Here is a 23346-nt window from a genome sequence, read left to right as displayed (position 1 = left end):
CAACGGTAGTCTCAGCTTTCCTTTTGCGCTTCTATCCTCCGTCGAACTCACGTTACCTTTAAGGGCTTTGCTGTTGTCTATTCAAGCGAGAAACGGAAACTCAGAGGCGACAGTCCAGCGATCGCCCGTGTGAACCAATAGCGTCAAGCGATCGCCCACAAACTCATAGTGCAGCGATTTGTTGTGAAACGCTTCCCAGGCGACAGCGAAATTTTGTCGAGTCAGATCACGAAACGCTACGGTCATGTGGGGCACAAAGGGACGAGACTTAGAAACCGGATCAACGATGCTCAGGGTCGCTTCGAGGTGAGCCATCAACTGCTGTTGTAATGTCAGCAAGTCAGGAGTTTTGAGAACATTGATATAGATGACGCGAGGCGGAAACGCTGCAAAATTGTCCAATACGATCGGTACCTTCCTCGCCTTTTGAGCAAACGATTTTAAGCTCTGCTCTAACTGTGAAACTTCTCCAGACGGCCACTCAAACGGAGGCTGCAAGGTAATGTGGGGCGGCGATTTGTGAGCGTGACGAGTCGCATAATGCTCTGTAAAATATTGCTTTATCTCAGTCACCCGATCTTGAATGTCTTGGGGGGGTAAAAGCGCAATGAAAAAGCGTTGCATCAGAGCCATAAAAAACAACTATAAAAACAACTATGTAGATGAGCATCTGTAGATGAGCCAATTAGCGTGAAAATTTCTATCCAGACTCGTTCTGACTGTAAGCTACAGAATGGGAAACTTGAGTAAAAAGATTCTAAGGAAGAGAATACTAATGCCTTGGTTTGTGAAGATCGAAGAGGGAATTGTAGATAAGAGTATCTTCGATCGCTACGTCTCTGCTCACAAAGCCTACGTCAAATCTCTCATTGATCAAGGTCACGAAGCTCGCACAGGCTATTGGGCACACTACGGGGGCGGAATGCTTCTCTTTAAGGCGCAGTCGATGGATGAGGCAAAGGCGATCGTCGCCAAAGATCCCTTAATTCAAAACGGCTGTGTCAACTACAAGCTTTATGAATGGCGTGTCGTCGTGGAGTAGCGGCAAGGCAAGAAGAATCCGTTGAATAAAAACCAATCGCGCTCAACAGTGTTATTCTAATAAGTGACTCGGATCTATGCGATCGTGACACCCAAATCTTGTCAGGGCCGGAAGGCAGCAGCAATACGGGATGCTCAAGATAGGCGTAGTCTCCGGGTCACTTTAATTTTAAAGACTTTAAGATGGATTCTTGATTCTGCACTTCAAATAGAATCTTGATAACTCATCCTTGAATTCAGCGAATTCAGCAATCTTTTCCTTAGTCTTACTTGGGTGCGGTAAACCCCCGTGGGCGCGTCTCCGGTTTTCTTTGTACCCTAAAAGAAACGGATGACATGGGAGTTTAAAGGATATGGGTTTGGGAGATCTAGTGCAGAAAGCGGTGTATCTGGGGATTGGAGTGGCTTCTTACGCGGGAGAAAAGGCGGGAGAAAAGCTGAGTGAGCTTCGCGTACAGGTGCAAAAATTGGCGGATGAGATGGTCGAGCGCGGTGAAATGTCGGCTGAGGATGCGCGCAAGTTTGTTGATGATATGGTCAATCGCGCCCAACAACCGCCCGTCACACAGTCAAATGATCCAAAACCTTCGGAGCCTCGCAAGATTGAGATTTTAGACGACGATGAGGAACCGACTGCGGCAACTCCTCAAAACAGCGTTGAAGACATGCGGCGGCAAGTAATGGATTTGCAAGATGAATTACGACGGTTAAAGCGAGATTAGTTAGAGAAATTAGTTAGAGAGACGGGGAGTGGTATCTAAGTAAATTACGAAGTTTTTTTCACTCCCTACTCTTTCCTTTGACGGTTGAAAAGTTCTCAAACCAGCCTTTTCGCTTAAAGAAGAAGATCAGAGAAACGGCGATCGCCATCATCACTGCCCAACACAACGGATAGCCCCAATACCAATTTAGCTCTGGCATGTTGAGGGGTGACTTATCAGTGTTGAAATTCATGCCGTAGACTCCAACAATAAAGGTCAGGGGAATGAAGATGGTGGAGACGATCGTTAGAAATTTCATGACTTCGTTCATTTTATTGCTGACGGAAGATAAATAGACATCCATCAAGCTAGAAGCCAGCTCACGGTAGGTTTCGACCATATCCAGCACTTGAACGGCGTGATCATAACAGTCGCGTAAATACACCCGAACTTCATCACAAATCAAGTCACTGCCATCTCGAATTAGAGAATTAATCGCATCGCGTTGGGGCCAAATCGATCGCCGCAGCGTCAACAATTCTCGCTTGATTTTATGAATCTTTTCTAACGTTTTGTGAGTAGGATTTTCGACCACTTCATCTTCGAGACCTTCAATTTCTTCTCCGTAGCGCTCCAAAATTGGGAAGAAACCATCGACGATCGAATCCAACAGCGCGTACATCAAATAGTCAGCTTTGTGTTTGCGAATAGTGCCTTTACTGGTACGAATGCGTTCTCGAATAGCGTTAAAACAATCGCGCTCAGGCTCTTCTTGAACGGTGAGTAAGTAGTGACGACCTAACACAAAACTGACCTGCTCGGTGTGAAACCCACTGGACGATCGCCTCAACATCACCATTCGCGAAATGAGCAACAGTTGATTCTCATATTCCTCGACTTTGGGGCGTTGCGGCACATTTACCACGTCTTCCAACACGAGGGGATGCAAACTAAAAACCTCCCCAAGTTCATTCAAAATGTCTTCGCTGCCGAGTCCTTTGACATCTACCCAGGAGACAGATTCGGTGTCTAGATACTCTGCACAGACTCGCGGTGACTCAATCTGAAGACGCACGGCGTTGGCTTCGTTGTAGTCGATCAAGACGATCTCAGAAGGAGCGGCATCTACGTCAATTCTCAGCGTCCCAGGCATACTACCGGGCACATCATAAAAGTACTCGATCGACGAGTCTTCCTCATCCGATTGAACAATGGGTTTTGGAGCCTGAAGACGCTTTGCCACCATGCAGATTTACCTCGTTTTTACGTGTATCAAGTTTCCGCTATTTCTATAGTGGATAACCGGATGGGAAAGATAATAAGGAGTTGTTCGCCCCATCAAATTGCAATAGGTTGATTCATGAGTCGCCCCAAATCTCTCTATCCTGCGTGGATACCCTATCCTATCTGTTGGCTAAGAGCAATCAGTTTAGCGATACCAACGTATTTCGGCGTTATTGTCTTTGCTGCGTGGTTTTGGTTAGTCTTTATACTGGGTTCAGTCATTGTGGTGGCTTCTCTTGCAACGAACTCTCTAAAGCCAGAATTACTACTATTTCTCTTTGGCTTCTCACTGGCTTGCCTAGCTGGAGGTTTGGTCTGGTATTTGGCCTTAAAAGTGATGTACGTAATTTTCCTAAAGCTTTTTTGGTCAACTCCTCCATACTGGTTAAGTCCATCTCGGAAGTGGTCAGAGCTTCTCTACAGTATGGTCATCACAACTATAGCGACCTTACCCGTCGTTCTTGTTGCCCTCCCCTACTTTTCCTCGAGCCAGTACTGCATTCAAGAAGTTGAGTCAGTAGGGTTTGTAAATTCATCAATTGCAGCGCGCTTGGGCACGCTCACAGGTTGTGGAGCAGGTCGTTTAATAAAACTTTACACCTCAGATTTGAATGTGGAACTCTCACTCAGACTCTTAGGGGTTTGGCTACTTGGTGCAGCTTATCTCTATCAACTTAGATATCTTTTAGAAAAACGCAATTCTCAGAAGAAAATCTGAGCTTCTTAACAATCAAATAATTCTCCTTGTTCTGCGAGAACAAAGACTGACTAAGGGTTTAACTGATATCCTGTCAGCATAGTTGCTAGAAGTACTGTTCCGTTGACTGAGACACCTTCAAATTCTGCTTTGGGACTGTGGAGCCAGCGCCTTTTATCTGCGGTGTTGCTGGGTGGGCAAGTCCTCGTTCACTTACTGAGTGGCAAAATTAATCGACGCAATACGATCGAGCAAATGGCCGCTGTCGGCCCCGCCTCGCTGCTGATTGCGTTATTGACGGCTGCTTTTGTGGGCATGGTGTTCACCATTCAAGTTGCTAGAGAGTTTATCAATCTGGGTGCAGGAACAGCCGTCGGGGGCGTGTTAGCGATTTCTTTGTCGCGAGAATTGGCACCTGTTCTAACCGCCGTAATTTTAGCGGGAAGGGTGGGATCAGCCTTTGCAGCAGAGATTGGCACGATGAAAGTGACTGAGCAGATTGATGCACTGTATGTGTTGCGGACTGATCCGATCGATTACTTAGTCATTCCCCGTGTGATTGCCTGCTGCTTGATGTTGCCCATTTTGACGATCTTGGCTCTGTTTACAGGAATGGCTGGCGGAATGCTGGTCGCTGAAGGGCTGTACGGCATCTCCAACACGGTTTTCATCAACTCAGCCAAGAATTTTTTGAGCGTTTGGGATCTCTGTAGTGCACCCCTTAAAGGATTTTTCTTTGGGGCATTGATTGCGGTGATTGGATCTAGCTGGGGGTTGACGACCACAGGAGGCGCAAAAGGAGTCGGGCAATCGACAACCACGGCCGTTGTGACCTCGCTGCTGGCGATCTTTATCTCTAATTTCTTCCTCTCGTGGATCATGTTCCAGGGGACGGGAACTGGGGTGAGTCGAGGGCTTTAAAACAACTGCTCCCCACAACGTGATCCACCCCCATTTTTTAGAACGTCTGTACTTCTAACAAACTTTTCTGTATTCTATTGGTCAGAGAGAAGGCGCTGCACGAGATTACTCCACAAGATCATGAATACTCTTGACGCTTCTCTACAGGTAGTGTTTGATATGAAAGCATATTTTGAAACACGCTATATCTGACTTCTGAGCCTTCAGAAACTACGTTCCTTTTCTCACCCTTTGACTGAGTGCGCTATGGTTTCCCAAGTTGAGACTCCGGTTTTTGATTCTCGTCCCCTTCATCTCAGTGTAGAAGGGCTGGTGCAGGTGTTTACCTCCTTTCATCGCAGCTTTTTTACAGGAGTGATGGCTCAGGCTTTGCGAATTGCGGGCCAGGGTACGTCGGTTTTGGTGGTGCAGTTTCTCAAAGGGGGCATTGGGCAGGGGTACGATCGCCCCGTCAAGCTCAGTCAAAGTCTGGATTGGATTCGTTGTGACATTCCCCGGTGTATTGACACTCCTGAGTTAGATGAATCAGAGGTGCGATCGCTGCTGCAATTATGGCAATACACGCAGGATGTGGTGTGTCAGGGCAAATACGATCTGGTTGTGTTGGATGAGTTGAGTCTGGCGATCAATTTTGGGCTGATTCCTCAAGCAGAAGTGCTGGAATTTCTCAAGCGTCGCCCTCGGCAAATTGACATTATTCTGACGGGCCCTGAGATGCCCCAGGCGATTTTAGATGTAGCGGATCAAATTACTGAACTTCGTCGCAGCCACCAGCCATAGGCAAACACCATGATCAAAAACGATACCTGGATTACTCAAATGGCGCAGAAGGGGATGATTGCTCCCTTTGAGCCGCAGCTTGTTCGGCATGTGGAGGGTCTGCCTGTGATCTCCTATGGGTTGAGCAGCTATGGATACGATTTGCGTCTGTCTGCGTCTGAGTTTCGCATTTTTCGTCACATTCCGGGCACGGTGGTCGATCCCAAACATTTCAATCCGGCAAACTTGGAACCTGCTCAACTGCATGAAGATGAGAATGGCCGCTACTTTGTGTTGCCTGCTCATTCCTATGGGTTGGGTGTGGCTCTAGAGCGGCTAGAAGTTCCCGAAAATATGACGGTGATCTGCATTGGTAAATCGACTTATGCGCGGATTGGGTTGATTGCAAATCTAACGCCTGCTGAGGCGGGCTGGCGGGGACATTTGACACTGGAATTCTCGAATTCGTCGAGTGCGGATTGTCGGATTTATGCCAATGAAGGAATTGTACAGTTGCTCTTTTTAGAAGGCGCTCCTTGTGCAGTCAGTTATGAAACTCGGCGTGGTAAATATCAAGATCAATCAGAACGTGTCACGCTGGCGAGAGTGTGAGAAAAGATGGTTGAAGCGGATGATTTCAACAAATCTAAACGTGTTGAGTTGTCTGCTTCAACGGTTGGTATTTAACGTTGATTTGGTGAGGTTTTTCGCTGCGTTGTCTAGAGGCTTTTGCCCCCCAACCCCCCAATTTTGGGGGACTTATAGACAGGATTTCTAGTTCAAAGTTCCTCACTCGTGGGAAATTTAGGGAGCTTCCACGAACTTCAAACGTAGCGAAGAATCGTATTGAATTCACGGTTTATTTGCTATTTGATCGCCGTCTCCGCTGATTAAAAAAGTTCCGCAAAAAGTCCCGTAGTCTGGAATTTTGTTTGAGCGTTTGAGACTGAAAATCTGTGGCAACTTTGGATAGGATTTCTGAGAGTGTGGAAGAAGGAAAGGGGAGAGCAGCGATCGCGCTTATCTTCAGTTTTTTTTGCATGGCGAAGGCGATCGCTCCTATCAACTCACTTGCCTCAGTGCCAACAATGTGCGCTCCTAAAACTGAGCCATTTCGACGCACGATTAATTTGTAAAATCCCGTCAGTTCTCCTCGAATTTGCGCCTTTTCTAAAGTTTTGAAAGGTTGCCTTAAAACAAAAATGTCTTTGCCGTATTCGTGAACTGCTTGAGATTCTGTTAAACCGATCCAGGCAATTTCTGGACTTGATAAAATAACTCTGGGAATGTGACGATTTAGCTTGTAGATTGGAAAAAATAGCGCATTTTTAACGGCAATATCTGCTTGGTGTTGAGTGTTGCACCAATAAATGCGGGAATTCGTCGTCTGTTGTTTTGCATTAGTTTGAATGGGCGATCGTACTCCCGCTGCTTCCAAATTCAATCCCTCTAAATTGGGTTCTGTCTTGGTTGCTAACAGAATTTCATCAGTCTCGATCGCTACATCTCCCGCCTGTACCCATTTCTTATTTTGAATCTGTCTCACCTGCGTTACTTGGGTGGTCAAAACTCGAACGCCTTCTGCTTCTAGCTGTGCCTGAATGAGAAAAGCAGCTTCTCGATCGGCTCCTGCCAAAAATTGAGTTGTGATCAACGTAACTTGAGCGCCTAGCCGAGTGAAAATTTGCGCGAACTCAATCGCGATCGCATCGTCACCAATAATGGTTAAGGTAGCAGGTAAGGACTGAAAGGCGGTTTTTTCGGTGAGGTAATGAGTTGACTTCAAACCTTCGATCGTGGGCGCTCTTAGCATTCCTGTTGTGATTAGGAAAGATCGCGATCGTAGCAGTCGTCCATGCACCAAAAAACCAGCCTGTGGCTTACGCACAAATTCACCTGACGCAGGGATCACCTCAATTCCTAAAGAGGCTAAAACCGCAGGAGAGTTTGCTTCTTGAAAGTCAGTTGCGATCGTATCTGCCCACTTTTTAACCTTTGTCCAATTGAGTGTATTGGAATCAATCGTCTGTTGATAAAAACTCAGTTGATTGATCCGCGCAATCTGTTGAGAAATGCGCCCGACTTCTCGAAAGCAATCGACCGTTTTTTCTGTATTCACCGCTTGATCAATTAAGGCAACTCTTGCTTTGAGTCGAGCAGCCGAAATCGCGGCATGAATTCCAACCGCCGTGTTACCAATGACGACCAAATCATACTCAACTGCCATATTAAAAGCTACAACAAAAATTACAAAACGTTGGTTAATCCTTCGAGCAAGCGGTTATTTTCTGACTCAGAACGCACAGCAACTCTAAAGTGGTGATCGCCCAACTCATCAAAACTCAAACAATCTCGAATTAAAATCTTGTGATCTGCTAATAATTGCTTTTGAATTTCAACACTCGATCGCTCAGTTTTTACCAAAAAAAAGTTAGCAGCACTCGGAAAAGGATGCAATCCTGGTAATTGTTTCAAGCCATCAAATAACGCAGGTTTAGCAGATTCTAACCAATCCCAGGTTTGTTGCTGAAATTCGGTGTCTTTTAGCATGGCGATCGCGGCCACAGAAGCCAAAACATTCACTGACCAGGGATCACGCCGCTGTTGCCATTGACTCAATCGATCGGGATGAGCGATCGCATAGCCCAATCTCAATCCTGGCAGACTATAAAACTTGGTGAGCGATCGTAAAATCACTAAATTGGGATAATTCTCAACTTCATCAATCAAACTTTGTTGACAATCGGGCGTTAAGAAATCCATAAAAGCCTCATCCACCACCACGAGCGAAAACGCTTTTAGATAAGGCAAAATGGACGCTTTTGAAAATAGCTGACCCGTTGGATTATGGGGATTATTTAACAGCAACCCAGACTTTTGAGCATCCAGTGGAAGTGTCGTTAAACCATTCTGAATCATTAAGGAATAGCGATCGACCCGTGCCCCAAACGCCTTCAATGCTCGAAAATAATCGCTGAATCCAGGAGTCAAAACCCAGGTCGTGTCTAACGCTGCCAAATCCCAAGCGGCCCATGTCAGTAACTCAGCCGCCCCGTTTCCAGGCAAGATCCAGTCCGGTGAAATCTGGTGAAAATCGCTCAATGCCGATCGCAACTCCCCATACGCGGGATCAGGATACGCTTTCAGCAAACCTAAATTATTTTGAATGGACTCGATCGCCGATCGGGGCGGCCCCAACGGACTGATACTGGCAGAAAAATCAAGAATTGCAGAGGGAGAACAGCCAACCAGCGCCGCTGCCCAAGCTAAATTCCCCCCATGCACTGGACGTTTCAAAATTTTCCTGCTTAAAAAGGTCGTAATGTCTAGCCAGCCTAGTCGTCAGAAGGAGCAACCTTCTCCTTAAACAGCTTCCCTGCCGAAAATGCAGGAACTTTGGTCGCCGGAATTTCCATCTTATCGCCTGTTTTGGGGTTGCGCCCCTCACGAGCTTTGCGCTCACGCGACTCAAACGAGCCAAAACCAACCAGCGTCACTTTGTCACCCGAAGAAACCGCCTCGACGATCGTTTCGATCGCAGCAGTCAACACTGCATCTGCTTGTTTCTTGGTGACACTAGCCTTCTCAGCGACTGCATCCACGAGTTCGCCCTTATTCATATCGTTTCCCTCAGAGTTTGTTGAGTGGGGTTGAAGCGTTCCTTTAGTCTCAAAGTGAGACCAAAAGTTGAATCCTCAAGGCGGTCGGTTCAAAATGGCTGAAACTCCCAGAACCTCGATTTTTCAATGACCCATTCTATAGGCTGTTCTCTCAATCTGGAGCGTGAAAAGCTTTAAGTTATATGGATTACAGCACTTTTCTGCTCATTTTTGGTATTTTGATAAGCATTCATACCTAAAACTCCGTCCCAACTGCTAAGAAATGTAAGGCACTGACCCGACTACACTGGCTTTGAGTTGGATTAAGGGACGATCGACCAGAGGAAGCGATCGCCAAACTTCGTCTCATTTGAGAAAGCTGATCATGAGAGTCGATGGCGAAAATGCACCCTTCACCAGACCGTCCAATGACTCTACTTTGGGATCACTCGTGATCCCTAGCGAGAAGGCAATTTCTCCCAAGCTTGAATTACGGACTGTAACGCTTTAGGGAGGTTTTTGACCTCCAAATCGATGTACTGAACGGTACTGCCCACCCCTTGCAAGGTCGTAGTGGGATAGTCGGCAAACGCTGCACTACTCAAATATCTCAAGTCATTCAAATTGCGAAAGCGCTGCGTTTGCAGAATTTGCTGAAATTGCTCCACTTGTTGTGGAGATAATCGCCCTAGCACAACTGGGCGAGAACGAATATTGGGAGCGGTGATCAATTGGGTGATCACGCCATCATTCGTTAAGGTCACTTGAGTCACCTTGCCTGTGAGATCGCCGCTGACGATCGACCGAAAAACCACGTTAGTTTCGATCTCAGGCTTATTTTGTTCTGGAATAAAGGAAGGCACCAGTCCACCTTGGCTGCGACTTGCAGTTGGGTTTTGAGCAATCCGGTTTGCCGATTCGTCTAAGTGATACACCCAACTGCGATCTCTTCGAGTTACCCGCAAGGGGTCGCTTCGAGTTGCCCGCAAGGGATCGCTGCCCGTCACAATCACTTGCCACCCAGATAGCGCAATTTGAGTGCAGGCTTGCTCTGGTTTGTAGACTCCCAGACAGCCATCCCAGGTCGCTGATTTGACTTCTGCAATCTGTAAGCGACTGATGGGAATGCTCACTTGTCTAGCAACCGTTTTTAGCAAACGTTGAGCGACATCGGCAGGCAAAGTCACCACATTGTTGGGCTGAGGTTCCAATCGGGTCGCCTGGGCAGTGTCATCTGTGCGATAAAACCAATTTTGCTGACCATTGGTGACTTCAACTCGCCAACCCTGGACAGTTCCCCTCAAACAGCCCTCAGCCGCACCTCCTAACCCCAAACAGCTATCTGACCAGGTTTGCTGGCTAAAGCTCACAATTTTGACATCCCGCAACGGAATATTGAGCCGTTGAGACAAATCCTGGCGTACCCTTTGTTCAACGGATGAGGGCAAGGCAGACGATCGGGTCACTCTTAATTTTGAAGACACAGTGCTTTGTGACGGCGGTGAGGCCAGTCCGGCTTGCTGGGATTTGGCACCTGTGAGTAGAATCAATCCGGTGAGCGCAGCGATGGTGATTTGATGCGCTTTGAAGTTTTTTGGTGTGATGTTTGTCATTTTCAGGAGTGGAGGCGTTGTAAAGGATGGTTCTAACTTAGTGAGTTGACTCACCCCTGACGATCGCCGTTTCTGAATTCGTTACATCAATTCTTGCTTTGCCCAATCAAAAAGGGTGCGTTTATTGGGTTGAAAAACCTTGAACGTCCGATCTCTCGCGACGTTGAGGGCAATTCATCCCCAATTCATCCCCTAAGTTAACGTGAAGTCGATGAAATCTTTCACTGCGGTTATGGATCTAGGCAGCCCCCCAAATCCCCCACAAGTGAGGGACTTTGAACTGAAATTCTTGGCTTAAGTCCCCCAGTTTTGGGGGGTTGGGGGGCAGAAGCACTGAATAACGAAGCGAAAAGATTCCATCGACTCCACCTTGAGTTAGCAACGCCGATTTGATCTGCGATCCTTCGCTTCGAGCGCCCTCTTAGACCCAATCCACCGCAAACTTACGCTCTAGCAGTCCCAGGCCCAACTCGTCCGATGAGATTGCCTTCACTTCAAACAGGGCCACCATATCCTTCATATTGGGATTGCCTCGACTTGCGCCCGTCAGTCCTTTGGCTACGACCAGCCCACAATAGCCTTTGGTCTTCTTGCAGCGCTGCTCCCACTTTTTACGCGCCTGAATATGGGTGGGATCGTCTTCTTCAAATTCGCCAAATAAATGAAGTTCGCCGTTGGCGGTTTGCAGCAGTCCCAAGTCGTAGTGGTCGCCCACAAACGGGTCAGCACCAGGATTAAAGCAAATACCGCGAATGCCGCCTGCCTCCTTAATTTCATCTACCATTGCCTTCGCTTTGGGTCGAGAAGTCTGGATTAAAATCACGGGCAACCCTTCTCCCGATTCTGTCGGTTCGCCGCCCTGGTGATGATCGACGTGCGATCGCATTCGCTCCACCATTTCCCACGGCATCACGCCCAGACTCAAGAAAGAATGCTCTGGCACCAAGTCGTCCCGAATCACTGGAAAGAACGGCTCCTCTTCCTCGTCGTCTACCATTGCAAACAGTTCATTTGCCAGATCGGGCATCGTCGAAACCTTGACCGACACGGCTGATGTGTTTGCTTCGCTCCCTTCAGGAAGGGGAATTTTGTACTTACTGCTGACAGCCGGAAAAGCGTCGCCCTCAAATTTGCGCCGATGTTGCCGCATAAATCGATGCAGCGCTTCTAGAATGACCAGCAGTGATAGGGCTTCTTCGTCGTAGAGAAACGATCGAATCCCTTCTAACGGATGGAGCGTCCCAAAAACAGGCGTAATTTCTGAGTCTGGATCGACGAGTTCTAGCGGGTCTTCGTCTTCGTCTTCGCCCGATTCAAAGGTGAGAAACAGGCAATCTTGACCCAGAAAAGCTTCTTCCATCTGTTCAAGCGATTCGTTAGCCAACACGCGCTGCCGGAATTGTTTCAGCGAATCGAGCGATCGATACAGCAAAATCCCATATTCCATCCCCAGCATCCCCATCACTGAGGCATAGAGGCTGTGCAGATCCCACTGATTTAACTCGATTTCTAAAATTTGATGATCGCCCAACACTTCCCAGGGGGCATCTTGCCAAAGCCCTTCTGCCTTCTCGATCAACTGATCGGCAAACTGAGGTGGCAACTGAGGCGGACGAGTATCCGTCGCATCCTGAAATCCGCGAAAGATCTCATCAATCAGCGGCAACTCAGGCACATAGTCCAGAGTAATCTCTAAATCTTGCAGCACGCCTCTCAGGTAAAACTGGGTTTCTCGATCGCGCACCACGATCTTTTGAGGACGAGCCGGCTTTCCTGGATTGTGGGGATGCTCCATCGCTCGTAACAAAGTGCGAACGATCGCTTCATGCCCCGTCTCATCCGGCACTACATCCATTGCTCTGACGACCCCTTGCGACCCATCGACCCAAAGAATACAGTCGCCATCGGGATGGGCATTTGTCGGGTCTATCGTCGGACTGCTGGCGATCGACAACCCTGTAGAGAGTGGCCGACGATCGCCCTCCCAGACACTAGGAACCTGCGGTAGTTGCAGCAGCCGACGACGAGTAGCACGATTGAGACCAGTCATAACCAAGTCAATTAACGGAGGGACGATGCAAGGCTCTCGGACAGCAGACTTTATCTTAGACGCTAATCTACTTCCTCACCGACATTCTGAAACGTCGTACAAAAGCCTTCTATCAGCATAGTCAGTTCGGTAAGATTGTGACTCAGAAATCTGTTTTACTCAAATAATCGATAAACTAGATCAATCAGCAAAAGATCTTAGGAGTCAGACGACCATGACACAGGCAACTCAGTCCCAAAAGCGTGGAATTCTCATGAGTGATGCGGCCCTCAAGCATGTGATGGCGCTGCGAGAAAAGCAAGGGCAGGATCTTTGTTTGCGGGTGGGGGTCAGAGGCGGCGGCTGTTCTGGCATGTCCTACACGATGAATTTTGAAGATCCCAGCAATATTCGATCGGATGATGAGGTCTACGATTACGACGGCTTTAAAGTGGTCTGTGATCCCAAAAGTATGCTCTATCTCTATGGGTTGCTGTTGGACTATAGTGATGCTTTAATTGGCGGCGGCTTTCAGTTTACAAACCCCAATGCGGATCAGACCTGTGGCTGTGGCAAATCGTTTTCGGCATAGGGTTTCGGCGTTAGTTTCAGACTGCCATTGCGATCGTTTAATTTTTAGACCTTTAGCTCAATCATGACTCAAACTATTGAAACCATCTTTGATGAAGCCCTGGAACGCTACAAGGAAGGCGAATCCCCAGAGGAGTTGATTCCTGTTTTTAAGGAAATCTGCGATCGCTCTGGTAAAACTAGCGCTGCCTGGACTTGTCTTTCATGGTTATATCTCTTGACTGGCAAGCATTCTTTGGCCTTTACGACTGCCCAAAAAGCAGTAAAGCTCAATCCCCAAGATCCGCAAGCACGAATCAATCTAGTGCTGGCCATGCTCGACTTAAACAAGAAGGGGGTCAGAACCCATGTCGAAGTGGCTCAACAGTTGACGATGGCGATTCCAGAATTGCGCGAAGAGGTCGAGAAAAATATCGAAGATGGGCTAACTCGTAAGCCAGGTTGGGTCAGTATGGAGCGAGTTAAGGCCTGGCTGGCTGAGTAAGTTTTGAATCAAAGTCCAAGTTGAGCTGGAGTTAGTGTTTTTGAACCTGGCTCCATTTTTTTATGGATTAGTTCTGTAAACCAACGTGAAGTTGATCATAAATCTCGCTGCGTTGCTTGGGTCTCCTGCCTCCCAAGCTGGCAATTTTGGGGACTTTAAGAGAATTTGGACTCGCCGCTAGAATAAACGGCTGATTAAATCGAAGCTGGAGGAATGCTGGTCATAAAACTACATTAAAACGGCTGAAATACTTGCAACGCGGTAAAGGTTTTGACGACTGAAATACATTACTCGAAACAATACCATAACTAACTTAATGATGCTTTCAGAAATAGAATGGTAAGATTCAACTAACAAGACAAAGAGTAGTCTTTACACCATTTCACAGTTATTAAAAGGCGCGATTTTTGAATGCTTGATGATCAGAAGGCACTCAACGATCGCTTCAGTGACTAACTGCAAAAACTCATAACGACTCGATCGACTCGATCATCACTTTTGGTTGTGAAGGGGTGTGAAAGCTTCTTGTGCAAATCCACTGATTCGTTTAGGAATAATTTAGCCATGTTGTATGAATTCGTAGGCGTTAAACCGGGCACACGGAATCACAGAGGTTGCTTTGTTCAACAAGCTTCGGGGTATCAGCTAAGAGAGATAGATCAGGCAGGGTGGGCGATTATCTGTGTGAGTGATGCGGTCTGTCACTATGTCGATCCAGAAAATCTGCAACGATCGCACCACAAAGGATTACCTAAATTTGAGGAACTGTAAATTCTGATTTGCAATGTTGATTCGATCGTTGATAAGGCTGTCCTGAATCCCAGAGGCAGCCCTATTTTTTGATAAAATGTTTTGATAAGGTATGAAGTGTAGATCAATTCTTACCGATGCGTTTAACAACTTTAGGTTAACAACTTTATATGAAAGAGCAGTTTTTGAAGTGGCTTAACTTCATTTTGATGCTGGATTTATTTCTGGTGCTTTTTAGCTTCTTTTGGCTGGCGGCGGCTGTGATTGGTCGAGGGGCTAAAATTCCGCTGGGGTTAGATCTTTGGTACAAACTTTGGGAGCCTGTTTTTACGCCCGCGATCGGCATTCTCATGGCAGGTGCGCTGATCAGTGGTGCGACAAGTTGGCTAACAAAACGGCTCAGTCAGTAGGGTTGAGAAGATGGCAACGGACTTAGGAGCAAATGGATCTTCAAATCCACTGATATCCGTCGCCACCTTTCTATCAAGTCCAATCGCTTTGAGTTATCCGCGATCGCGCCTCAAAATGCTCATCACTTCTCCTGGTTTAGGCGCGGGTAATAGGGGACTCCAATCATTCACTTCGGCAAACCCAAGGCTGTATAGCGTGTGAATCGTTTCGGTAACCCCTGCTGGAAAGCCAATGATCAAAATTTTCAGCTTTTCGTAGTCGGTGGGCGGCTCGTCGTCAGACAGAAAATCACGCAGATTGTCAGACATTTGGGGGTTCTCCTAAATTTTGGGATGCAGGAAGGCCCAAAAACCTAGCCATCCCACAAGCAGGACAAAGCAGGATGACTAGGAGGAATGCTATGATTCTCCATTAGCCTCCACGCTGGGTCTCAGTCAGCTTGGGGGTCAGCCGTTCATTGCTGGGTGGAATCAGCTTTGAGCGGCGACGGCTAGAATTTTTGGGTATCCGATTGCCGAACACTTCACGCAAGGCAACTTAACCAGAGAGCGTACAAGAATTTCTCTGTAAAAGTCAAGTACTTTTTGCAGTGATTGAGGCGGTGGTGACTTCGCTCCGTTTTGGCCAATCCTTTGTCAATTAATAGTCTGAGCCAATTTAGTGATCAATGAATTAATCTCATCACCTCGATCGCAACCTCTGGAAAAGATAATGGATGAATGGTTCCACTGGTCAGCGTGACTTCAGATTGATAATCCCCGTTAATGGGATCTCGATAGATGATCAACCCCATTGTTCTAAGATTAATCACCCAGTATTCACAAATTCCCGCCGCCGCATAAGTTCTACGCTTGATGTCTGTATCTTTCTGTAAGCTAGAGTTTGCATATTCAATTACCCAGAAGATGTTCTCTGGGTAGGGATGATGCTCAGTTTTGTAGACCTGCTCTAGAGGTTGAACGATCGCTAAATCTGGCTCAGGCTCAGAACAATTAGGCAACGTGATTGGGTGCCCTACACGCACGATCGCTCGTTCCCCTAGTAGCCTTTGCAAATACCTTGATGAACTGTCGCTCAAGCCAGCGTGGGGAACTCCTTCGGGGGACATCTCTATCAATTCTCCATTCAATAATTCAATAGGCTGATCATCAAATATGCCAGCCTCGATCGCCTGGTGATAGCGATCGATTGTCCATTTATAAGTTGCGATGGTCATTGGCAATTCTCCAGGACTTGTTGAGTAAAGGAACCACTCAAAACTTTATTTTAGAATGGCTTCTAGTGCTGGCTTGAGGGTTGGATATTGATATTCAAATCCGCTGGATAGGGTTCGTTTGGGCAAGACTTCCTGACCTTCTAGCACCACTTTTGCGCCGTCTCCTAACATCGCCTCTAATGCAAAACCAGGGACAGGCAGCCAGGAAGGACGATTCATCACTTCACCGATCGTATTCGTCAGGTCAACCATACGGACGGGATTGGGAGCCGTTGCGTTAAAAGTGCCTTCCATGTCCGATCGCGTCAGTGCCCGCACAATCAAACTCACTACATCGTCTCGGTGAATCCACGAAAACCACTGCTTACCACTGCCGATCGGGCCACCCGCAAACAACTTAAAGGCTGGTAACATCTTACCTAACGCGCCTCCATCTCCCAACACAACGCCCAATCGCAGAATGACCAATCGAGTTCCAATTTCCTTAACCTTGCTGGCTTCGGCTTCCCAGATTTGGCAGATCTCCGCTAAGAAATCGTCTCCCGCAGAACTTGTTTCGTCAAAGGTGGCCGTTTCACTGGTGCCGTAGAAGCCGATCGCTGATGCATTCACCAAGACAGAAGGCTTGTGATCGACTTTGGCAATGGCTTCGACGATCTTTTGGGTAGTGATTTTGCGACTGTCGATCAGCGCTTGTTTGCGTTCGGGTGTCCAGCGGGATTCGGCGATCGCTTCTCCTGCCAGATTAACTACACCATCGCAGCCGTAAAAGACATTTTGCCAATCGCCCGACTCAGTTGGACTGTAGGCAACGATTTCGAGACTCGACGACTGAGGAAAAGCAGCCTTAGCAGGATTGCGCGTCAACACAACGACCTGATGCCCTTCAGCCAAAAGCCGCTCTACCAAACGACTGCCCACAAATCCCGTTGCCCCTGTAATTACGACTTTCATTGAGTGTCTCCGTGTGCTCTAAAGTTTTTTTAGAAAATTAAATAGAGAAAGGAATTCTGAGAACCCCTCCACAAAACTTAGAATTCAGTATACAAGCGTCCTCTACTCAACCGTCCTGACTCACCAGAGAACTGCTGTAACTTGATCAAAGCAGAAGATCAACAGAAGATCAAAAAAGCCCAAAATAAAAGAGGCACAAACCTTTTAGCCTGTACCTCTGCGTGAATCCTAAATAGGAGCAGAATTGAATGATGATTGAAGCACTACTTGAGATAGCTGGCTTCTGCTTCTAGCAGTCGAAGAAGGTTGGTGTCACCGCTGGCTCTGGCAGCTTCGATGCGGCGTTGCAGGTTTTTCTGAAGGTTTTCACGATGGACGCTGGCAGTTTGCGCGGCGTTTTGATTACGATTTCTGTTCATGTTAAACGTTCCTAGAGTGTCACCTGTTAGCTTTCGCTTACTCTAATGGTAGCAGCTAGTAGAATAATCCGTAGCTTATGCTACCAAAGTTAACATTAAAAACATAAATATTACTGAACCTACTGATAAATGATCCTGACCCTTCTAACTGATTTTGGACTGAGTGATGCGTATGTAGCGGTGATGAAAGGGACGATCGCTCACGTCAATCCTCATCTACAAGTGATCGATATTACCCATCAGATTCCGCCTCAATCCGTAGCGATGGCGCGATTTCAACTCATGAATGCCTATCCTTACTTCCCTGATGGAACGGTGCATGTAGCTGTCGTTGATCCGGGGGTGGGCAGTGCGAGACGAGCGATCGCCGTTCAGCTTGGGTCTGGTTTTTTGGTCAGTCCTGACAATGGGTTGGTGAGTGGCGTGTTGAGCCACTGGAAAGCGATCTCTTCGAGTTACCCGCAAGGGGTCGCCGCCGTTGAGTTGACAAATCCCAATTATTGGCGCGTTTTGGCTCCGAGTCAGACTTTTCACGGACGCGATATTTTTGCCCCGGTTGGCGCACATTTGGCGAGTGGCGTACCGTTGAGGGAATTGGGACGAGCGATCGAGTTGGATACGATCGTGCAGTTTCCCATTGCTAATCCCATTCGGACAGATCACACAATTGAAGGATCGATTCAAGCGATCGACCATTTTGGCAATCTGATTACGAATATTCCGGGGACAGAAGTGGAGGGAAGGGACTGGAGCGTGACGATCGCTCATATAACTTATCCAAGCAAAACGACCTATGCAGACAGTGAACCTGGAGAAGTTTTGGCATTAATTGGCAGTCACAACTGGATCGAAATCGCCACCAACCAAGGAAATGCTCAAAGGCAACTGGGACTGAACTGGGGCGACCCCTTGCGGGTAACTCGAAGCGACCCCTTGCGGGTAACTCGAAGAGATCGTATTTCAGTGCAAATTCAGTAGTAATGCTTTGTTAACGCGAATTCGACGGAATCTTTTGCTGCGGTCGTCAATTTGGGCAGCCCCCTCAATTCCCCACAAGTGAGGGACTTTGATTTGAAAATCTTGCTCTAAAGCTCCCCAGAATTGGGGGGTTGGGGGGCAGAAGACGTGAACAACGAAGCAAAAAAACTTTATCGAATTCGCGTTTTGTTAATATCGTCCGATGAAGTTGCAATTAGATCTATACAAGACTATGAAGCCAGAATTGTGGATACCGATCGTATCAGGGCTAATTACAGTATTGGCTTCTTTCTTTGTCGCCCTCTATCAAGCACGGACAGAATTTCGTAAGCTAAGTAGACAATTAGAGCAGAAATATACAACTTCTTTGTTTGACAAACGACTAGAAGGATATCCTATTCTCTTTAAAGCCTTGAATGATCTAAACAATGTGATTGAGTATGGCGCTCCAAACAATCAACAGCTAATTGAATTTCAGAAGCAGTATGACAGTTGGCTTTCTGATCATGCAATTTTTCTAACGCGATCGACCGCCAAAATCGTCTGGGGTTATCATCATTACTTGATCGATTTGCTAGAGCAGCATCGGGACAGTTCTTTACCTCAAGAGCGATGGGCTGAGATTAGAAATGTGCAGATTGTGATTGGTAAGTTTTTGCGAGCAGAGATTGGGGTGTTTGACACGATCGCAGCAGGCAGCCCCGAACTCGACAAGCCTTACGTCAAAGCAATTATCGACAAGTTGCATCAAAGCTCAAAGAAAACTCGCAGTCGATTTGGTTATTGAGGAGTCACCTTCGCGCCGGCCCCTGCGGGTAACTCGAAGCGACCCCTTGCGGGTAACTCGAAGAGATCGACTTAACCAACGGTTCAAACACAGGCAATAAATCAGATCGGCTGACGACTAATGTAGGAAACGATCGCTGCCGATAATTTTGTCCCACGGTTAATGGAAAAATAGGTTCAGATTCTAAAGGGTGCCAGATTGCGCCTGCGGCCTGAACGATCGCCCAAACTGCCGCAATATCCCAAATTTTTGGAGTGGCTTCGACTCCGCCCAACGTTGCTCCCGCTGCTACGGTCAGCAGATTATAGGTTGCTACACCCAACATGCGAATTTTGGCAGGAAAGGGCTGTTTGAGAACCGAAACACTTCGAGCGCACAGGTTAAAGAAATGGTTGCTAGTTAAAGCATCTTGACTGGCGTGAATCGGTTTGCCGTTGAGAAACGCGCCCGTTAGCATTTCTAACCCAGAGTCACCCTGCCAAAAGCCATGAAAGGACTGTCTCAACGGCGGAAAATGCACATAGCCAAAGACGGGAATGCCTTGGTAAAGCAGTCCGATCGACACTCCCCAAAGCGGCAATCCTCTGGCAAAATTGGTCGTGCCATCGAGCGGATCGATCACCCAGCACCAGTCTGTATGCGGGAAAACATGCTCCACTTCTTCGCTCAAAACGCCGTGAGTGGGGAAGGTGTGAGCGATCGCATCCCGCAAGACCTGATCCGCCCATTGGTCTGACTGGGTTACCAAACTTCCGTCCGACTTTTCAGACGCTTGCACCTGCCCGAAATCTTTGAGAAGCTGTGTCCCGACGGAATGCGTGGTCGTTTCAGAAAAGTCGAGAACCTGTGACCAAAAGTCCATTAGTCTAGTTCGTGGTGGAGGACGGCGGCGATCGCTTTACGAGAACTGCTGCGGAATTCTTGCACGTTGACTTGTCGAAGGAGCGTCACGGCTAAAAGCATCCCCAACGCTTCGCAAGCAAACACGACGCTAAAGGCTGGAAACGGCTGCTGGAAGAGTTTTCGTCCTAAATCGAGGAGTGCGCCTCCGGTGACGGTGGCCGATGCTTGCGACAGGGCTTGCGCCAAACCCCAGGCTCCGACAAAGGTTCCGGCGGTCTCGGTGGCGGTCAAGTCCAACATTAGGCTGACGGCGCTATTGGTCAACACCCCAGACGATAACCCAAACAAAATTACCGCACTTTTGAGCAACGTCTGAGTTTGCGTCAAGCCAGAGATGATGATCAAAACGAAACAAGCTGCCGTGAGACAACATCCCAATTGAGCCGTCCGCTGTTTGCCCAGACGAGGCACGATTAGAAATCCCGTCACGCCCATGCCCGCTAGAATGCCATAGCCCCAATATTTGTTGAGTCCAGCGCTCTCAGCGATCGTCATTCCAAAGACTTCTCGCGCATAGGGTTCTAGGACAGGCTGTTGCAGAAATAAGCTAATCGTCATCACTAACAAGAAGCCAAAGAAGATTCCAGTTTGACGGCTGGCAGTCAACACTTTGATCGCAGTTCCCAACGTAATTTGATCTTCACGCTCAACCAATTGAGAACGCGAAGCGTAACGCGAATACTTTTTCTCAATCCCAAAGGTGGCCACGATCGCTAAACAAAAAACCGAAACCGGAAACACTAAAAATAATCGATTGATTACAGGTTGCAACGTTTCTGGAGTTAAGCCTGTGAGCATTCTTTGACCGACGATCGCGCCTACAACAATCCCCACCATCAACATTGACCAGACTACGCCAACGATCTTCGATCGATCTTCTTCATCCGAAATATCCACCAACAGCGCTGTGAATGGAGTCGAACTCGCGCTGATACACAGTCCATACAATGCGAACATGAACGCTAACAACATCGCCCAAAGCGTACTGGCCGTTGTCCATCCGTCGGTGATACTGGCACCCAATCTCCAGACAACTTGGATGGCTAACAGGAGACAGACGACCTGTAAGGCCATGCCGCTCCAAATGTAGCCCGTGCGGTGATAGCCTCGAATCGGCTTTGCGTCGGACATCTGCCCAAACCAGATTCGCGCCGGGGCCACAAACTGATACATGGCGATCGCCCCTGCCGCGATCGTACCAGGCACCTTCAATTCTGAAATCATCACCTGATTGAGAACGCCCAACGTCAATAGGGAGAGCATCCCCAACCCCATCTGAAACAGACCGAGGCGAAACATTGTAAACAAGCCCACTTTTGGGAGTGACTTTTCGGGGGCGGTGAAGTCGATCGGTTGATTAGTATCCATCGTGGTGAGTGTGATCTAGATTTTCTTATTTTTTCTAAGGATAAGGGCAAGCGAGAGGGCTTTGAGCATTCGATCGTAAATGACTCTCTAGAAGGGCGGGTGAATCAAAGGTTCATCGTTACACTAAGAAATGTTAAGCCTTTACCTGTTTTGATTATGCAAACCCTCTCTCTTGGCGCAAACGGTTTGGAACTCGCTCCCCTGGGTATTGGGACGTGGCAATGGGGCGATTCTCTGTTTTGGAGTTATGGCAAAGATTACAGCGAGACAGATGTGCAGAATGCGTTTAAGTCGGCTGTAGACGCGGGAGTGACTTTTTTTGACACGGCAGAAATCTATGGGTTAGGAGAGTCTGAGAAACTGCTGGGACGCTTTATGAAACAAACCAGCCAGCCGATTCAGATTGCGACAAAATATATGCCGCTGCCGTGGCGATTTTCTGCGGATGCCGTCCATGAAGCGGTGACAGAAAGCCTGAAACGCTTGCAGGTTGATCGGGTTGCCCTCTACCAAGTTCACATGCCCTTTGACTTCTTTATGAGCAAGAAAACGCTGATGGAGGCTTTGGCGGATGAAGTGAAGCGGGGAAGAATTGGCGCGATCGGAGTCAGCAACTATTCTGATGATCAGATGCGCGAAGCTCACGGATATCTGGCTGCAAAAGGCGTTCCTCTGGCGGTCAATCAGGTGCGCTATTCGCTGATTACTCGTCAAATTGAGACGAATGGAATTCTCGATATGGCTCGTCAACTCGGTGTGACCATTTTGGCTTATAGTCCCCTGGCTCAAGGCTTGCTCACCGGAAAGTACACGCCCGAAAATGCCGATTCTGTAACGGGTGCCCGCAAGCTAGATACGCGCTTTAGTCGTCAGGGATTAGAGAAACTCGCGCCTGTGACCAACCTTCTACGGCAAATTGGCGAAAAGCACGATCGCACTCCCGCTCAAGTTTCTCTCAACTGGCTGATCAAACAAGGCAACGTGATTCCGATTCCTGGGGCAAAAAATGCCAATCAAGCGCAACAAAATTCAGGTGCCCTCGGCTGGTCAATTAGTGACGAAGAATTTACACAGTTGGATCTGTTGACGCGCGATCGACGATAGAAGATTTTGGACTCTGGACTGAATGGCATTTTAAGTCTTTGGCCTGGTGTCCAATGTCAAGGTCTTTTGTCTAAGGTCTTTTGTCTAAGGTCTTTCCCTCCTTCACGCTCTCTACACACAAAACTCCCTGAATCGAAAGTCGCAACCGTGAATAGTGACTTCAAAAGGGAACGTGCGTAGCGAGAGGAAGCGTCTATGTGTGCGGTTTTGGTCGTTGACGATAGTGCAATGATTCGGTTGATGCTCAAAGAGTATCTGAGCGAGTCGGGATTTGAGGTTGTGGAAGCGATCGATGGTGTCGAAGCGATCGCCCACATTCAATCTCACCGCCCTGATCTGGTGATCACCGATATTGTCATGCCGCGCATGAATGGCTACGAACTGTGTCGCTGGATCAAAAGCGATCCCAAAACCAAAAGCATTCCTGTGATGATGTGTACGACTAAGAATGAGGACTTCGATCGCTATTGGGGGCTAAAACAAGGAGCTGACGCTTACATCTCTAAACCCTATCGCCCGCTCGAAATGATGAACGCCGTTCGGTATCTTCTAGAACGCACCCGCTGCAACCTTTAAGGGAATCTTCTAGAAAATTAGCTAGAGTACGCTTCTCCTCCTTTCAGTAGATCAACGGAATCACCACAAAGGCATAGACTAAAAGAACTTGACTCCTCCTTTGAGAGGACACTGCACGACTGCAAAAATCTTTAAATGTGCAGGCTCTCCAGGTGCTTAAG

General features: G+C 47.8%; 26 protein-coding genes, 1 other RNA gene and 1 pseudogene. 15 read left to right on the top strand and 13 right to left on the bottom strand.

Going from position 1 to position 23346, the window contains the following annotated elements; genetic code table 11:
- Positions 1–81: 81 nt before the first annotated feature.
- Positions 82–633 (bottom strand): 2'-5' RNA ligase family protein, encoded by a 552-nt coding sequence (locus tag ACKFKF_RS10370; protein WP_446867646.1) that lies wholly within the window; start codon positions 631–633, stop codon positions 82–84.
- Positions 634–775: 142 nt separating this feature from the next.
- On the opposite strand from ACKFKF_RS10370, the gene ACKFKF_RS10365 reads away from it, so the two are divergent.
- From ACKFKF_RS10365 to ACKFKF_RS10355, 3 genes are all read left to right on the top strand, one after another.
- Positions 776–1042 carry a YciI family protein gene (locus ACKFKF_RS10365; protein ID WP_446867645.1) on the top strand — a complete coding sequence of 89 codons (267 nt, stop codon included), beginning with the start codon at positions 776–778 and terminating at the stop codon, positions 1040–1042.
- Between the two features lie 65 nt (positions 1043–1107).
- An RNA gene (ffs, locus tag ACKFKF_RS10360) (signal recognition particle sRNA small type) lies at positions 1108–1204 on the top strand.
- A 190-nt stretch (positions 1205–1394) separates the two neighbouring features.
- Positions 1395–1763: a phasin family protein gene (locus tag ACKFKF_RS10355; RefSeq protein WP_446857628.1), complete on the top strand. Its 369-nt coding sequence runs from the start codon at positions 1395–1397 to the stop codon at positions 1761–1763.
- 58 nt (positions 1764–1821) lie between these two features.
- Here ACKFKF_RS10355 and corA read toward each other — a convergent pair whose 3' ends face one another.
- The gene (gene corA, locus ACKFKF_RS10350) at positions 1822–2988 is read right to left on the bottom strand and encodes a magnesium/cobalt transporter CorA (RefSeq protein WP_446867644.1); all 1167 of its coding nucleotides are present in this window, start codon (positions 2986–2988) and stop codon (positions 1822–1824) included.
- A 114-nt stretch (positions 2989–3102) separates the two neighbouring features.
- Here corA and ACKFKF_RS10345 point away from each other — a divergent pair, with 114 nt between their 5' ends.
- From ACKFKF_RS10345 to dcd, 4 genes are all read left to right on the top strand, one after another.
- On the top strand, positions 3103–3744 hold the full coding sequence (locus ACKFKF_RS10345) for a hypothetical protein (protein WP_446867643.1): 642 nt from the start codon (positions 3103–3105) through the stop codon (positions 3742–3744).
- Positions 3745–3846: 102 nt separating this feature from the next.
- Positions 3847–4644, top strand: coding sequence for an MlaE family lipid ABC transporter permease subunit (locus ACKFKF_RS10340; RefSeq protein WP_446857626.1), 798 nt, complete (start codon positions 3847–3849; stop codon positions 4642–4644).
- A 246-nt stretch (positions 4645–4890) separates the two neighbouring features.
- A complete protein-coding gene (locus ACKFKF_RS10335; RefSeq protein ID WP_446857625.1) occupies positions 4891–5424 on the top strand; it encodes a P-loop NTPase family protein in 534 nt (177 codons plus the stop codon).
- Between the two features lie 9 nt (positions 5425–5433).
- A complete protein-coding gene (gene dcd, locus ACKFKF_RS10330) occupies positions 5434–6015 on the top strand; it encodes a dCTP deaminase (RefSeq protein ID WP_446857624.1) in 582 nt (193 codons plus the stop codon).
- A 247-nt stretch (positions 6016–6262) separates the two neighbouring features.
- On the opposite strand, the gene ACKFKF_RS10325 is transcribed toward dcd, so the two are convergent.
- The 5 genes and pseudogenes from ACKFKF_RS10325 to ACKFKF_RS10305 all read right to left on the bottom strand — a co-directional run bounded on the left by ACKFKF_RS10325 (position 6263) and on the right by ACKFKF_RS10305 (position 12665).
- Entirely contained in the window at positions 6263–7630 is a 1368-nt protein-coding gene (locus ACKFKF_RS10325) for a dihydrolipoyl dehydrogenase family protein (RefSeq protein WP_446867642.1), read from the bottom strand.
- Positions 7631–7650: 20 nt separating this feature from the next.
- Positions 7651–8700, bottom strand: a complete 1050-nt coding sequence (gene cobD / locus ACKFKF_RS10320; protein WP_446867641.1) for a threonine-phosphate decarboxylase CobD — start codon at positions 8698–8700, stop codon at positions 7651–7653.
- 38 nt (positions 8701–8738) lie between these two features.
- Positions 8739–9032: pseudogene (locus tag ACKFKF_RS10315) on the bottom strand (HU family DNA-binding protein); the annotation flags it as partial.
- Between the two features lie 428 nt (positions 9033–9460).
- On the bottom strand, positions 9461–10615 hold the full coding sequence (locus ACKFKF_RS10310; protein WP_446867640.1) for a hypothetical protein: 1155 nt from the start codon (positions 10613–10615) through the stop codon (positions 9461–9463).
- Positions 10616–11036: 421 nt separating this feature from the next.
- Entirely contained in the window at positions 11037–12665 is a 1629-nt protein-coding gene (locus ACKFKF_RS10305) for a DUF6930 domain-containing protein (protein WP_446867639.1), read from the bottom strand.
- Between the two features lie 214 nt (positions 12666–12879).
- On the opposite strand from ACKFKF_RS10305, the gene ACKFKF_RS10300 reads away from it, so the two are divergent.
- The 4 genes from ACKFKF_RS10300 (at position 12880) to ACKFKF_RS10285 (ending at position 14879) form a co-directional block, all read left to right on the top strand.
- The gene (locus ACKFKF_RS10300) at positions 12880–13236 is read left to right on the top strand and encodes an iron-sulfur cluster assembly accessory protein (protein ID WP_446857619.1); all 357 of its coding nucleotides are present in this window, start codon (positions 12880–12882) and stop codon (positions 13234–13236) included.
- A 63-nt stretch (positions 13237–13299) separates the two neighbouring features.
- Positions 13300–13719: a tetratricopeptide repeat protein gene (locus ACKFKF_RS10295; RefSeq protein WP_446857618.1), complete on the top strand. Its 420-nt coding sequence runs from the start codon at positions 13300–13302 to the stop codon at positions 13717–13719.
- Positions 13720–14283: 564 nt separating this feature from the next.
- Complete coding sequence (locus tag ACKFKF_RS10290; RefSeq protein WP_446857617.1) at positions 14284–14490, top strand: hypothetical protein; 207 nt, start codon at positions 14284–14286, stop codon at positions 14488–14490.
- A 149-nt stretch (positions 14491–14639) separates the two neighbouring features.
- Complete coding sequence (locus tag ACKFKF_RS10285) at positions 14640–14879, top strand: hypothetical protein (RefSeq protein ID WP_446867638.1); 240 nt, start codon at positions 14640–14642, stop codon at positions 14877–14879.
- Positions 14880–14972: 93 nt separating this feature from the next.
- Here the strand turns inward: ACKFKF_RS10285 and ACKFKF_RS10280 are convergent, their stop codons facing one another.
- From ACKFKF_RS10280 to pirA, 4 genes are all read right to left on the bottom strand, one after another.
- A complete protein-coding gene (locus ACKFKF_RS10280; protein ID WP_446867637.1) occupies positions 14973–15188 on the bottom strand; it encodes a hypothetical protein in 216 nt (71 codons plus the stop codon).
- A gap of 356 nt (positions 15189–15544) precedes the next feature.
- Positions 15545–16096 carry a Uma2 family endonuclease gene (locus ACKFKF_RS10275; RefSeq protein WP_446867636.1) on the bottom strand — a complete coding sequence of 184 codons (552 nt, stop codon included), beginning with the start codon at positions 16094–16096 and terminating at the stop codon, positions 15545–15547.
- A gap of 45 nt (positions 16097–16141) precedes the next feature.
- Positions 16142–17050: a thylakoid membrane protein ThyD gene (gene thyD / locus ACKFKF_RS10270; protein WP_446867635.1), complete on the bottom strand. Its 909-nt coding sequence runs from the start codon at positions 17048–17050 to the stop codon at positions 16142–16144.
- Positions 17051–17313: 263 nt separating this feature from the next.
- On the bottom strand, positions 17314–17469 hold the full coding sequence (gene pirA / locus ACKFKF_RS10265) for an arginine synthesis PII-interacting regulator PirA (RefSeq protein ID WP_446857612.1): 156 nt from the start codon (positions 17467–17469) through the stop codon (positions 17314–17316).
- Between the two features lie 129 nt (positions 17470–17598).
- On the opposite strand from pirA, the gene ACKFKF_RS10260 reads away from it, so the two are divergent.
- A complete protein-coding gene (locus ACKFKF_RS10260) occupies positions 17599–18447 on the top strand; it encodes an SAM hydrolase/SAM-dependent halogenase family protein (RefSeq protein WP_446867634.1) in 849 nt (282 codons plus the stop codon).
- 232 nt (positions 18448–18679) lie between these two features.
- Positions 18680–19234 carry a hypothetical protein gene (locus tag ACKFKF_RS10255; protein WP_446867633.1) on the top strand — a complete coding sequence of 185 codons (555 nt, stop codon included), beginning with the start codon at positions 18680–18682 and terminating at the stop codon, positions 19232–19234.
- Between the two features lie 4 nt (positions 19235–19238).
- Here the strand turns inward: ACKFKF_RS10255 and ACKFKF_RS10250 are convergent, their stop codons facing one another.
- Both ACKFKF_RS10250 and ACKFKF_RS10245 read right to left on the bottom strand, forming a co-directional pair.
- Positions 19239–20096, bottom strand: a complete 858-nt coding sequence (locus ACKFKF_RS10250; protein ID WP_446867632.1) for an inositol monophosphatase family protein — start codon at positions 20094–20096, stop codon at positions 19239–19241.
- Positions 20096–21505 carry a BCD family MFS transporter gene (locus tag ACKFKF_RS10245; RefSeq protein ID WP_446867631.1) on the bottom strand — a complete coding sequence of 470 codons (1410 nt, stop codon included), beginning with the start codon at positions 21503–21505 and terminating at the stop codon, positions 20096–20098. The genes ACKFKF_RS10250 and ACKFKF_RS10245 overlap by 1 nt, the downstream gene beginning before the upstream one ends.
- A 156-nt stretch (positions 21506–21661) precedes the next feature.
- Between ACKFKF_RS10245 and ACKFKF_RS10240 the strand changes: the two genes are divergently transcribed.
- Positions 21662–22609 (top strand): aldo/keto reductase, encoded by a 948-nt coding sequence (locus ACKFKF_RS10240; protein ID WP_446867630.1) that lies wholly within the window; start codon positions 21662–21664, stop codon positions 22607–22609.
- 195 nt (positions 22610–22804) lie between these two features.
- The gene (locus tag ACKFKF_RS10235; protein ID WP_446867629.1) at positions 22805–23185 is read left to right on the top strand and encodes a response regulator; all 381 of its coding nucleotides are present in this window, start codon (positions 22805–22807) and stop codon (positions 23183–23185) included.
- Positions 23186–23346 lie beyond the last annotated feature (161 nt).

Source organism: Phormidesmis sp. 146-12 (genome assembly GCF_052939495.1).
Note: the sequence above shows the minus strand (reverse complement) of the source record. Positions and strands in the feature narration are given on the sequence as shown.